Source organism: Lactobacillus sp. PV037, from assembly GCF_014522345.1.
Lineage (GTDB): Bacteria > Bacillota > Bacilli > Lactobacillales > Lactobacillaceae > Lactobacillus.
On record NZ_CP041987.1, the window covers coordinates 1,098,704 to 1,112,383 of the forward strand.

Below are 13,680 nucleotides of genomic sequence, written 5' to 3' on the forward strand. Positions count from 1 at the left end.
AAATACGTTTAAGTCTCTTCCCTTTTTTGGGGAAAGAGACTTTTTATGTTATATTGGTAAAGTAAATATGCAAAGGACGGTATTTTATGAAGTTAAAAAACACATGGAAAAAAGCAGCTGCTGTTGTAGCATTCGCAGGTGTGGCCCTAACTGCTACTGCTTGTTCAAATGACAAAACTGTTGTTAGCTACAAAGGCGGTAAAATTACTCAGAGTCAATATTACGATAAGATGAAAGAATCCCAAGCTGGACAATCTACCTTAGCTAATATGATTATTTCTGATGCATTAGAAAGTCAATACGGCAAATATGTTTCTCAAAAGCAAGTTAATGCCCAATATGATAAATATAAAAAGCAATACGGCTCTCAATTTAATTCAATTTTAGAACAAAACGGCCTTACTGCTTCTGGATTTAAGGACAACTTAAAGACAAACTTATTAACTGAAGCTGCATTAAAGCATATTAAGACAATTTCTAAGTCACAAGAAGAAAAGGCTTGGAAAGATTACCAACCTAAGGTTGAAGTACAACAAATCTTAGTTTCAAAGAAAAGTACTGCTGAAGAAGTTATTCAAAAGCTAAACGATGGCGAAAGCTTCAAATCCTTGGCTAAGAAGTACTCAACTGATACTGCTACTAAGAATGATGCCGGTAAATTACCAGCATTTGATTCAACAGATACTAGTTTAGACTCAACTTTCAAGAAAGCAGCCTTTAAGCTTAAAACTGGTGAATACACTACTACTCCAGTTAAAACTCAATATGGTTACCACATCATTAAGATGATTAAGCACCCTGCTAAGGGAACCTTAAAGGAACACAAGAAAGAAATTGATAACCAAATTTACAACTCAATGGCACAAGACCAAAGTGTAATGAAGAGTGTTATAGCAACTGTCTTAAAACGTGCTGATGTTTCAATTAAGGACAACGACTTAAAGAACGTTTTATCACAATATGTATCAACTGGTTCAACTACTTCAAGCACAACTAGTTCAAGCAAATAAAAATGTCTAGACAAACTAACTTTCTAGGCTAACAAATAAGAGCAAGATTCCATTTTTGAAATCTTGCTCTTATTTTATTTAATCCAAATTTTAATTTTTAAAACTATGAACTGGAGCGGGAATTAAACCACCACGGTTAACCATTACGCTACTGTCTGCATTGCTGACAGCCATAATTGGTGCATGGCCCAATAATCCTCCAAATTCAACATTATCCCCTATCTTTTTACCAGGTACAGGGATTACTCTTACAGCAGTTGTTTTATTGTTGATCATTCCAATAGCTGCCTCATCAGCAATCATTCCACTGATAGTTTCAGCAGGAGTATCCCCGGGAATTGCAATCATATCAAGCCCTACAGAACAAACAGCTGTCATTGCTTCTAATTTTGCAATATTTAACATCCCGTTTTCCACTGCTTTAATCATTCCTGCATCTTCAGAAACTGGAATAAATGCTCCTGATAATCCACCAACATGACTGCAAGCCATTAAACCACCCTTTTTAACAGCATCATTTAGCATTGCTAAAGCAGCCGTGGTGCCATGTGCTCCTACTTGTGAAACTCCTATTTCTTCCAGTACTTCAGCTACTGAATCACCTGCTGCAGCAGTTGGTGCAAGAGAGAGATCAACTATTCCAAAAGGAACATTTAATTTTTTTGCAGCGACACTACCAACCAGTTGACCCATTCTAGTAACTTTAAAAGCAGTTTTCTTAATGGTTTCGGCTACCACATCCATTGATTGACCTTTAACTTTTTCTAAAGCAGTTTTAACTACTCCAGGTCCTGAAACACCGACGTTAATTACACAATCAGGCTCACTAACTCCGTGAAAACCTCCAGCCATAAAAGGATTATCTTCAACTGCATTACAAAATACCACCAATTTAGTATTTGTCATATAGTCTAATTTTGCACTCTTAATTACTATCTCACCCATGCTTTTTACTGCATCCATGTTAATTCCACTCCTAGTAGAACCCACATTAACAGAGGCACAAACGTAGTTAGTTTCACTTAAAGCTTGGGGAAGTGAGTTAATTAAGATCTTATCTCCTTCTTGAAATCCTTTTTGAACTAGCGCACTAAATCCACCAATAAAGTCAACGCCTAATGTTTTAGCAGCCTTATCTAAAGTTTTGGCATACTTCACATAGTCATTATCTCCACTAGCTGCAGCAATTAAAGAAATTGGTGTTATCGTAATTCTTTTATTAGCAATTGGAATTCCATATTCACTTTCTATTTCTTGGCCCACTTTTACTAAATCTTTTGCCTTAGTAGTAATTTTGTCATAAATTTTTTCACATGCTCGGGTACTATCACTGTCGATACAGTCAAGAAGTGAAATTCCCATTGTAATTGTCCGAACATCAAGATTTTCACTACTAATCATATGACTAGTTTCATAAATTTGTTGTGAATCCATCATTTTCCCCTAATCTAATGTATGCATTGCTTCATAGAGCTTGGCATTTCTAACATTAATTTCCAAGTTTAACTCATTACCTAACTTTTCAAAAATTGTATTTAATTTTTGAATATTTGCTTCTTTAGGTAAAGCTAATGACATCATCATTACAAAATCTTCTTCCATGATAGTTTGTGAAACATCAAGAATATTAATATTATTTTCAGCTAACACATTACTTACTTTTGCAATTATGCCGACCTTATCTTCTCCAATTACTGATAAAATTGCTTTCATAATTTTAAAATCCACTTTCCTTAAAATTTATTGCCACAATTCTACTTGATATTTGCCTATGTTGTCAAGAAGAACTCAGTTACCTAATCTTTTATCTAGCCTGCTAGATTTATTCTAAATTATCTATATTATTCAAACTAGTATTGAACTTTGGCCGATAAAACTTTCTATTTTCTTTAGAAAAAACCATCTCACTAAATTTACCCGGTTCAGTTTGTTGCAAAGCATTTGTAATAGCATAAATACTTGCATCTAAATCATCAATTTTATGAAGCAACTCTGCTTCTAGCAAAAAAGGTCGTCTGGCTGCTCCATATTCTGGCAAGCCATGATGACTAATTACCATGTGACGCAATAACATAATGTCTTCACAATGGGAGTCTAATCCTAATTCATTAGCAGCTAATATGATTTCTTCATCAATTAAAACTAAATGACCAATTAAATTTCCTTCTGGTGTATAAGTTGTCCCCATTACACCAGAAAGTTCAATCACTTTCCCCATATCATGTAAAATGCACCCTGCATATAAAAGTTCTTTATTAACTTGTGGATAGTTATTTGCCAAAGCTTCAGCATCCTTAAGCATGGACTGAGTATGAAAGGCCAAACCATTTTTAACCGCATGGTGGTTAGATTTAGCAGCTGGGTAAGAGTAAAATTTTTCACCCCACTTATTTATTAAATACTGAACAATTGCATGCCAATTTTCATTTTTAATTTCTGCGATTTTATTTTCTATATCTGTTTTAAGTTGTTGTTGGGCAATTGGTGCACTTTTTACGAATTCTTCTAACTTATAACCTTCATGCTCATCTACAAGGCGCATACTATAGATTCTTATTTGAGGATGATCTTGATATTCTTCTCTTTTTCCATTCAATTCTACTAAAGTACCAGGGACATATCTATCAGCATCTTGACTGGTCGCATTCCAAAAATTTCCCCTAATTATGCCACTACTATCACAAAAATGGAGTAATAAATATTGTTTTCCATTTTTGCTCGGACGTAATTGGGCATCTTTGATTAACACTACAATATCCATTTCCTCGCCATCATGATAATCTAATAGGCGTCTTCTTAACATTCCTACACTTCTTTCTTTTTAAAATTTAAAACTTCTATCCCCAAAGCTTTTCCTAATTGTTTCTTTTGCGTAAAAATAAGTACCTGTGCTTTCTGAGTAAGCTTTTTCAAGAGTTCAATAATATACTCTGTTCTTTGCTCGTCAAAATTAACAAAGGCATCATCAATTAAAATTGGTAAAGCAATTTTATCATAAACTTGTTCTACAAATGCTAATTTTAAAGCAAAATATAGTTGTTCTCTAGTACCTCTAGATAAAAACTCCACCTCAAATTTTTTACCATTTTTATTTCTAACCTTAATCTTTTTCCCAATCTCAATGTTGATATATTGCTCCCCTGTTAATAATTTAAAGTAATTTCGAGCATTGTTTAACATCTTTGGAAAACGTTCATTAGAAGCTAAGTCCAAACCACGAGAAATCCAAGCTGATACCAATAAATCTGCTAAATATTCAGTACTCTTTTCTTTTACTTGAGTTTTTAAGTTAGCTAATTTTTGCTTTTCTTGGAAAAGTTTATCTGAAGTAGCCAAATTACTCATTTCAACTTTGATTTCAGCTAACTTTGCTTCTTCTTGCTCCAATTGTTGCTTTACCGCCTTCAATTTTTTACCTACTTCTTCTTGTTTTTCTCGAAATGCTGGTAAATTTGAATTTATTTCTTGTAAAGTTTCCAAATCTTCTTTTAATAAATTAGCCAAGGCTTTTTCTTTTACTTGGATTTCTTCTTGGGCACTAGCTTTTTGCCCTAATTCTTCTAGTTGCTTAATTGAGCTAACCTTATTACTCAAAAGTAAATCATTTAACTTCTTTTCATACTCATTAATTTTATTTTTTAAAAGAAAAATCTGTCGTTCTTGCTCCTGTGCTAATTGTTGATTCTTACTAAAAGAGTTTATCTTTGTTGATAATTCATCGAGGATAAATTCTGCATTGGAAGGTGTCACTTCTTTTTTACTTAAATATCCTAATTTTGCCAAGTAGTTAGTAAGTTGGGTGTTAACCTGGTTGATTTCAAGATTAGTTTGGGCAATGTCATCTTCTAAGGCAGAAACTTCAAGTACTTTACTTAACAGAAGATCTAAAGCAATTTTACTTGGATCTAAATTATACTTTTCTTCAAACTCTAGCTTTTGATCATCCCTTTTTCTTTTTTGAAAATAACCATAGCCTAAGCTTGCTCCACCAAAAAGTACAAGTAACCAACAAGCTGGAGAAATTGTTAAAGCTAATAAAATCCCCAAAACACTTAAAGTTAAACCAAACATTGTTAAGTATTTTTCTTGATTCCCATAGTTATCACTACTCTGCTTTTGAAAAAAGTCATACTCTTTCTTTAAATCTTTTCGCTGCTGGGGACTTAAAGAGAGAATTTTTTGAATTTCAGGATTATATTCTTTAATTTGAGCTATTTTATTTTTTGCCTGGCTAATATTTTGCTCATCCTTTGTCAAAATACTCTTCCACTGTAAATAATTAACTCTTTTATTTAAAACCTTTTCAAGCTCATCAAGCTGATCTAAATCATTTTTCTCATTTATAGCTTGGTTATTTATCAATTGAGCTAGATTGTTTTTTAAAGTTTCTAATTGTACTTCTAGATTTTTAGTATCTTGCAAAGCTTCAGGAGAAAAATTGACTTTTTCTTTTTTCTCTTCTAATTCTTGGTAACTTCTATAGTTTTCCAGTTGGGTATTTAAATGACCATACTTAAGCTGCTGTTTTTGGAGTGCTTCTGCTTCATCGGTTAGTTTTCTTTTATTTTTTGCCTGCGTATTTAGTTCATTTTCTAAATTACCATAATTTTCAAACTCTTGGTCCAATCCGCTGAGCTTCACTTTTTGCTCTTCTATCTGAGTTAATAATTGATTAATTTCTGGCTTACGCCCCTTTTTTTTAAATAAAAGCTCACTTTCCTTTTTGAAGGAATCTCTTAATTGCAAAAACTTATTGCTCTCTGCTGCTCCTAGGAAGTAAATTCTTTCAAGTAACTGTTCCTCATCTAAACTGGTCACTTGCCGTAATAAATCTTGATTAAAAATGAAACTGTCTGTATAAAAATCTCCATCTATGTTTTGCAGGCGGTCAAAAAAAACATTTTCTGGGATTTGTTCCCCATTTAAATTAACTACTAAATTCCCCTTCTTGCTATCACCCTTTTTATAAGTTCTTGTCAGTTCAAATTCATTCTCACCATCTTTAAAAGTCAGTGATCCCCCCATCAGTCCTTTATTTTCTTTAGGTTCATAATTTTCAAAGAAACTAGTATGACGAGTTTTTAAATAAAAGCCAAAGAGAATTTGTTTAATAAAAGCTACTGTAGTACTCTTACCTGCTTCATTATTTCCTTCAAAAATTGAAAGATTATTCGTTAATTCAAAATTTATGTTACTTAATTTCCCAAAATTTAAAATATTAATTTTAGTCAGTTTCATTTATCTTATCCTTTAATTTCTGACCCAATTTCACCTGTGCTAATTCTGTTACTTCATCCAAAAAATCTTGCTTATTAACCATTTCATTAATCCAGTCTCCTTTGGTAACTAAACTTTTTGAAAGTTCAGCTAACTTTTCTTTAGTCAGGATTTCCTTTTGGGCCTCCTGAAAAGCATCTTTATCTGCTGGATTTAATTGTATACTCTCACTTACTTGAAAATAAACTTTTACTAGAGCCGAATTAAACTTTAATTTCTGTGAGATTTCCTTTAAGGCATCCCCTTCACGAAGCAATTCTTCTTGTTCCTCGGTTAGAAATTCACTTCCCTTTAATTTGATTCCCACTAGGTTTTGACTAGAAATATTTTGATTAATATTCATCTCAATTAATTCAAATAGCTCCTGTGGCTTTAAGGGATGAGGAATTTTTATTTCTAATAATTTCCATTCAAGCTTGCTTGTTTTTATAAATTCAATACTTGCTTGGTTAGTTTGTTCATCAACAGTGACCAAACTAATTCCTTTTGGTCCTCTTTCATTAATGTGACGCCCTTGAATATTTCCACTATAAGCAATCAATGGCTGCTGACTTAAATTCTGACGTTTATGAATATGGCCAAGCGCAAAATAATCATAGGCTAAGTTTTTTAAATCACTTAATTTAAAGGGAGCATAAACATCTGCCCCTACTTGATTTCTCTCTTCTTGAGCATGCATCAGACCAATATTGAAACTATTTGGATCTTTAACAGGAAAGTTCTCTACCATATCTTTGTGAATATGATTTTTTTGATAAGAAAAACCATGAACTTGATAAGAAAAGCCTGTTTGCGTATTGCCTTTGAAAGTTTCAACCTCTTGATTAGCACCCAATAATTTAAAATAGGGATTTTGGGGCAATAACATTTTTTGCGGAGAAAGATAATCATGATTTCCTAAAATCATTACTATTTGAATTTTATTATTAATGAGTCGCTCTAACTCTTGCAATAAAAATAGCTGACTCTTAGGACTTGGAGTAACAGAATCAAACGTATCTCCAGCAATTAAAAACAAATCCACTTCTTCCTTAATGGCAATTGTAACGGCTTTGTGGAATGATTCATTACTACTGTTTTTGATGGCATTTAATTGGTTAAAAGGCAAAAAAGATAGCCCTAAAAAAGGACTATCTAAATGTGCATCTGAAAGATGAATAAATTTCATAATTACTTTTCTTCTTTAAGAGTACTGTATAATTCGTTCAATGGTTTAGTGTAAACTTGTTGAACATCATTTAAAATATTAAAGACGCCTTGTTCTTTAGTAATCATGTCTTTTAATAAGTCATTTTTTTCAATAGCTGCATTAATTTCTTGGTATTCTTTTTGAAGTTCTTCACTAATTGGTTGGTTAGCTTGTTGAGCAGCCATAATGTTTTGTTGTAATTTTTCCATCCGCTTGTAAAGATCTGAAGTAGCTGGATCTGCCTTAACAGCATTTATTGCTTCTTGTAAAGCCTTAAATTCATCAGTTTGCTTTAATGCTTCTCCGACTTGATTTGCTGTATCTAAAATACTTGCCATAATGTTATTCTCCTTTAATGTTACTGGCCTAATAGACCTTTTATATTATTATACCATTCATTAATTTTAGAATTGGCTCCATTAACTCCTTTTTCAATATTTTTTTGAATATTGCCCATCCAGTTAGAATTTGCCCCAGTTGACTTGTTAATTTGTTGTGGACTTTGTTCTTTAAACTGGGTCTGATTAGTATATGGTAAGATTGCTTCCATCTCTGACTTATATAAATGCGTAATTCCAGTTTCTGAAATTCCCTGCATATAATGTTCAGCATCCGTCTTATCAAATCCAACCCAAGTAGCCACAACTACATCGGGAGTATAACCAACAATCCACTGATCCTTTGTTCCATAACCATATGAATCTGGTACTTCAGTTGAACCTGTTTTTCCAGCTACTCTATAGCCACTCGGCTGAGCTGATTGAGCAGTCCCATTTGAAAAAACTCCTAGCATCATCGATGTCATTTCTTTGCTGGTATTTGAAGAAATAATTCGATGACTACCTGTATTATCATTTTCTGCTAATACCTTACCGCTGGCATCGGTAATTTTAGTTATAAAATAAGTTTGATTAGGTAAGTTCCCATCATTGGCAAAAGCACTATAAGCCCGAGCCATCTGGATTGGTGATACTCCACTTGATAATCCACCCAATGCTAGAGCAAGATTTTGATCTTTTTTAGGTACTTTAATTCCAAAATCTTCAACCGATTGAACTCCTTTACTTACTCCAATCTTATCTAACAGCCAAACTGCTGGTACATTTTTACTTTCTGCTAGTGCTTTATACATCGGAATTTCATTTGAATACTGATTATCTACATTTTTTGGTTCATAACCATTTTTACCAAATCTTTGTAATTTATTTGATAATTCTGAATCATAATGATAACCATTTTGTAAGGCGGGAGAATAAACTGCTAACGGCTTCATTGTGGAACCAGGTTGACGTTTCATCTGAGTTGCTCGATTATAGCCTCTAAAGACATGATCGCCTCTACCTCCTACAATTGCACTCACAGCCCCTGTTTTTGGATCAACAGCTACGCTAGCCCCTTGGACCTGGGTTCCATCACTACTATCTGCTGGAAAGTTCCAACTTTGTTCAAAAGAACTTTGCATTGCTGTTTGATAATTTTGATCTAGAGTAGTATAAATTTTTAGACCTTTATTCATCACATCTTCTTCTTTAATACCATAGCGCTTAATCGCCTCATCAACTACAGCATCAAAAAAGTAAGGATATTTATAACCATCTTCTTGTGTAAAGGTATTTCTTAGTACTAAGGTACTATTTTTAGCTTCATCGGCCTGTTGTTGCGTAATTTTTTTATTATCAACCATTAAACCGAGGACAACATTACGTCTAGCAGTCGCATTATCTAAATGGTCAGCTGGATTATAGGCTGCTGGATTTTTCAAAATTCCAGCAATTGTTGCTGCTTCGCTAAGGGTTACATCAGAAGCATCTTTTCCAAAATATCTTCTTGCTGCATCTTGAACTCCCCAAACACCATTGCCAAAATAGGCATTATTAAGATACATAGTTAAAATATCTTTTTTAGAGTAAACATGGTTAATTTCTATTGCAAAAAACAGCTCTTCTAGTTTACGTGAAAAAGTTTGCTTTTGGGTTAAAAGTGCATTTTTTGCTAATTGTTGAGTTAAGGTCGAACCTCCACCAACAATTCCACCATGAATAATTCCACCAATTGCAGCGCGGGCCATCCCTTTAACACTAAAACCAGGGTTTTTATAAAAAGTTCGATCCTCAGTTGAAATAACTGCATTTTGAATATAGGGAGAAATTTTATCTAAATTTACATAAGTTCCCTTTTGCGAATATAAAGATCCAGCTTTTTTATTTTGATTATCGTAAATAATTGTCGTTGTTGATAAAGAAGCCTTCAAATTGCCAATATTTGAGGTCTTAACTTTTACGGTATAATAAGAACACACACCCAGCAACAATACTAAAAAAAGTAATATTAACCAACGCCAAATTTGAAAACGATGGTTAAAATATTTAATTTCTTTTCCAAGACGGTGTTTAAAATCTTGACTTTGGGAATCATGCATTACTGCTATACTTCCTTTACTAAAAATCCACTTACCTTAATATAAAAATTTTATCATATGCTTGCATATTAGTAAGCTTGATTAATAGTTAAATTTCACATAAGAAAGGATTAAAATTTATGACTGAATACGAGTTTTCTTTGACATACCCACTTACTTTTACTCCCTTAAGTGTTGATAAAGTGATGCGTAAATTGCTTATTCCTCGTAAATGGCGTCATTTCTTACGGAGTGAAAATAAAATTTTAATAAACGATAAATATCTTCCCTTAAATTTTTTAGTAAAGCCAGGTGATAGAATTAAAATTTTGCTTGACCATGTTGAATCTCTCCAGCATCCCTATCCCCCTAGCGGTCATTTACCTGATATTATCTACGAAGATAAAAATATTTTGGTAATCAATAAACCCGCTGGGCAAAAAACTCACCCTAATCAAGGAGAAAATAATACAGCACTTAATGACTGCAGTACTTATTTAGGCTATTCCCCTTACATTGTACATCGCTTAGATATGTTGACACATGGGCTATTATTAGTGGCTAAAAATCCAGCAGTTGTACCAATTTTAAATCGACAATTAATTGACAAAACTTTAAACCGGCAATACTTAGCAAAAGTAGCGCCTGATTTTTCTTTACCTTCAAAAGGGACAATTAATGCTCCGATTGGGCAAGATCCAAGCGACCAACGAAAAAGGCTTACTCTTTCAACTGGTCTTCCTGCTACTACCCATTACCAAGTCCTTAAACAAACAACTGAATCTACTCTTTTAAAATTACAATTAGAAACAGGGCGAACACATCAAATTCGTGTTCATTTACAATCAATCGGTTATCCTATTCTGGGTGATCCTTTATACAATCAACATTATTCCGCTGGTCAGTCTCTTGCCCTAACTGCCTACCAGTTATCTCTTAACCTTCCCTTTTCTTTTAAAAAGAAGACTATTTCCTTATTTGAAACAAAAAAATAGATTTCGAGTTAACTCGAAATCTATTTTTTAATAAGTTAAATTATTCTTCGTTTAATGAAGCTTCATCAAATTGTACTGAAGATTCCTTAGAATCGATTGGAGCAGTACCCATCCATGAAATCATTTCTTTCATAGAAGCAGTAATTGCATCAGTACCAGCTCTCAAAAGCTTACGAGGGTCGTAACCCTTGTTGCCCTTGTCTAAGTCCATCTTGTCTTCAATGTACTTACGAGTAGCAGCTTGGAATGCTAATTGGAATTCAGTGTTAATGTTAATCTTAGCAATACCTAATTGAATTGCCTTTTCGATTTGGTCTTGAGGAATACCTGAACCACCGTGTAATACAAGTGGAGTGTTAGGAACAGCTTCAGCAATTTCCTTTAAGCGAGTGAAGTTTAAGCCTTTCCAGCCTTCTGGGTAAACACCGTGGATGTTACCAATACCACAAGCAAGTTTATCAACACCAGCTGCTACGAATGCTTTAGCATCTTCAACAGAAGCTAATTCACCACCATCAGCACCTTGGTTTTCACCAATTTTACCGATTTCAGCTTCAACAGAAATTCCACGTTCGTGAGCTAACTTAACGATTTCCTTAGTCTTTTCTAAGTTTTCTTCAACTGGTAACTTGTGACCATCAAACATAACTGATGAGTAACCAAGTGCAATACATTCCTTAGCTGATTCATAGTCACCGTGGTCTAAGTTTAAGATAACTGGTACATCGATGTCCATGTTATCCATTTCATTTTCAACAAGATCCTTAACAGTCTTGTAACCACCCATGTACTTAGCAGCACCAGTAGAAACTTGAATTAATAATGGAGTTCTAGTTTCCTTAGCACCTTTTAATAATGCACGAGTCCATTCAAGGTTGTTAGTGTTGTATGCACCAACAGCGTAGTGGTTCTTACGTGCAGCTTTAAAAATTTCGTTACCATTTACAAAATAAGCCATTTGAAATAACCTCCTATATTTCTTACATTATTAGTTTAACCCAATTGTGCAAAAATTAACATAGTTAAGTCTAATAAAAATTATTTTTATCTTTTTACATTTCTTGTGGTGCATTTACACCTAATAAACGTAATGCTTCTGTTAACACCACTGAAGTTGCTTGTACAAGTGCTAAACGGGCATTTAATTGCTCATCATCTTCTAAAATACGGACATTAGCATAATATTTATTAAACTTTTTACTTAGACTAAGGGCATATTTAGCAATAATTGAAGGTTCAAATTTTTCAGCTGCTTTAGCAACAACTGCTGGAAAATCTGCTAATTGTTTTGCTACGGCAAAAGCCCAATCATCATCTAAGCTTAAACTTTCCATTGAAATGGTCTTATTTGCTTTACGCAAAATACTTTGAGCACGTGCGTTAGTGTATTGAACGTAAGGACCAGTATCTCCTTCAAAACGTACAACTTCTTGTAAATCAAAATCAAAGTTGTCTAAACGATCATTTTTTAAATCGTGGAAAACAACTGCCCCAACACCAACATCGTGAGCAACTTTTTCCTTATCATTTAAATTAGGATTCTTTTCTTCAATCTGTTTTTGCGCTAAGTCAACAGCATCTTTTAAAACTTGATCCAAGAAAACTACATTACCCTTACGAGTAGATAATTTTTTACCTCCCTGAGTAATTAAGCCAAATGGAATGTGGTGGATGTCGTCTGCCCAATCATAGCCCATTTTCTTTAACACTTGTTTTAATTGCTTAAAGTGGCCACTTTGTTCATTACCTGCCACATAAAGTGACATGACAAAGTCATATTGATTTTTACGATAAAGTGCAGCTGCTAAGTCACGAGTCATGTAAAGACTTGAACCATCTGATTTTAAAATTAAAGCTGGATTTTCATCTTCACCTAAGTCAACAACCTGTGCACCACGTGATTCGTGAAGCAAGTCTTTTTCTCTCAACTCATCTACTACTGGTGTCATCTTATCATTAAAGAAAGCTTCACCATTATATGAATCAAAATCAACATCTAATTCTTTATAGATGCGGTTGAATTCTTGTAAAGAAACTTCTCTAAACCACTTCCATAATTTAACTGCTTCTGGATCTCCTTCTTCAAGCTTCTTAAACCAAGCACGTCCTTCATCTTCTAATTCAGGATTCTTTTCTGCTTCTTCATGAAACTTAACATAGTAGTGGAAAAGATTAGTAATTGGATCCTTTTTTACTTCTTCTTCGTTACCCCAAAGCTTATAAGCAGTGATTAATTTACCAAATTGAGTTCCATAGTCCCCTAAATAATTAATTTTAATTGGTGTATAACCAACTTTTTTCATAATTTTAGAGATTGAATTACCAATTACTGTTGAACGTAAATGTCCCATTGACATTGGTTTAGCAATATTAGGGGATGACATGTCAATCGCAACATTTCCAGTACCTAATTTTTGATTGGCATAGTTTTGCTTTTCAGTTAATACGTCTTCTAAAGTTGACTTTACTAATTTTTCATGATTAATTGCAAAGTTTACATATGGGCCAACTGCTTGAATACTAGTGAAATTTTCATCACTAATATTTTCGGCAATATTTTTTGCAATTTCAACTGGATTTTTATGTTCAATTTTAGCTAAGGCAAAAGCTGGAAAAGCATAATCACCCATTTTTTCATTTTTTGGACGTTCGATTAATAAGTTGATTTTTCCCTTCGGTAAATCAACTTGTTCATTAATTAAGTCAACTACTTTTTGTTTAAAATCCATAAAAATTCACCTCGTAAAATAAAAAAGGTCTCTTTCTAAATAAATAGAAAGAGACGGGAAAGCCCGCGGTACCACTCTAATT

At 33.5% G+C, this 13,680-nt stretch carries 11 protein-coding genes; 2 read left to right on the forward strand and 9 right to left on the reverse strand.

Going from position 1 to position 13,680, the window contains the following annotated elements:
* The first annotated feature begins 86 nt into the window (after window positions 1-86).
* Complete coding sequence (locus tag FP435_RS05880; protein ID WP_265483282.1) at window positions 87-1,010, forward strand: peptidylprolyl isomerase PrsA; 924 nt, start codon at window positions 87-89, stop codon at window positions 1,008-1,010.
* Window positions 1,011-1,100: 90 nt separating this feature from the next.
* On the opposite strand, the gene FP435_RS05885 is transcribed toward FP435_RS05880, so the two are convergent.
* The 7 genes from FP435_RS05885 to FP435_RS05915 form a co-directional block, all read right to left on the reverse strand.
* Window positions 1,101-2,444, reverse strand: a complete 1,344-nt coding sequence (locus FP435_RS05885; protein ID WP_265483283.1) for a PFL family protein — start codon at window positions 2,442-2,444, stop codon at window positions 1,101-1,103.
* Between the two features lie 9 nt (window positions 2,445-2,453).
* Window positions 2,454-2,723 carry an ACT domain-containing protein gene (locus FP435_RS05890; protein WP_265483285.1) on the reverse strand — a complete coding sequence of 90 codons (270 nt, stop codon included), beginning with the start codon at window positions 2,721-2,723 and terminating at the stop codon, window positions 2,454-2,456.
* A gap of 109 nt (window positions 2,724-2,832) precedes the next feature.
* Window positions 2,833-3,813, reverse strand: a complete 981-nt coding sequence (locus tag FP435_RS05895) for a 3'-5' exoribonuclease YhaM family protein (protein WP_265483287.1) — start codon at window positions 3,811-3,813, stop codon at window positions 2,833-2,835.
* 2 nt (window positions 3,814-3,815) lie between these two features.
* On the reverse strand, window positions 3,816-6,248 hold the full coding sequence (locus tag FP435_RS05900) for an AAA family ATPase (RefSeq protein WP_265483288.1): 2,433 nt from the start codon (window positions 6,246-6,248) through the stop codon (window positions 3,816-3,818).
* Window positions 6,235-7,455: a metallophosphoesterase family protein gene (locus tag FP435_RS05905; RefSeq protein WP_265483291.1), complete on the reverse strand. Its 1,221-nt coding sequence runs from the start codon at window positions 7,453-7,455 to the stop codon at window positions 6,235-6,237. Before FP435_RS05905 ends, FP435_RS05900 begins: the two co-directional genes overlap by 14 nt.
* A gap of 2 nt (window positions 7,456-7,457) precedes the next feature.
* Entirely contained in the window at window positions 7,458-7,814 is a 357-nt protein-coding gene (locus FP435_RS05910) for a YlbF family regulator (RefSeq protein ID WP_265483292.1), read from the reverse strand.
* 20 nt (window positions 7,815-7,834) lie between these two features.
* Window positions 7,835-9,895, reverse strand: coding sequence for a PBP1A family penicillin-binding protein (locus FP435_RS05915; protein WP_265483293.1), 2,061 nt, complete (start codon window positions 9,893-9,895; stop codon window positions 7,835-7,837).
* Between the two features lie 119 nt (window positions 9,896-10,014).
* On the opposite strand from FP435_RS05915, the gene FP435_RS05920 reads away from it, so the two are divergent.
* Window positions 10,015-10,869 (forward strand): RluA family pseudouridine synthase, encoded by an 855-nt coding sequence (locus tag FP435_RS05920; protein WP_265483295.1) that lies wholly within the window; start codon window positions 10,015-10,017, stop codon window positions 10,867-10,869.
* Between the two features lie 40 nt (window positions 10,870-10,909).
* Here FP435_RS05920 and fba read toward each other — a convergent pair whose 3' ends face one another.
* Both fba and argS read right to left on the reverse strand, forming a co-directional pair.
* Window positions 10,910-11,827, reverse strand: coding sequence for a class II fructose-1,6-bisphosphate aldolase (fba, locus tag FP435_RS05925; protein WP_265483297.1), 918 nt, complete (start codon window positions 11,825-11,827; stop codon window positions 10,910-10,912).
* A 94-nt stretch (window positions 11,828-11,921) separates the two neighbouring features.
* Window positions 11,922-13,598 carry an arginine--tRNA ligase gene (gene argS / locus FP435_RS05930; RefSeq protein WP_265483298.1) on the reverse strand — a complete coding sequence of 559 codons (1,677 nt, stop codon included), beginning with the start codon at window positions 13,596-13,598 and terminating at the stop codon, window positions 11,922-11,924.
* Between the last annotated feature and the right edge of the window lie 82 nt (window positions 13,599-13,680).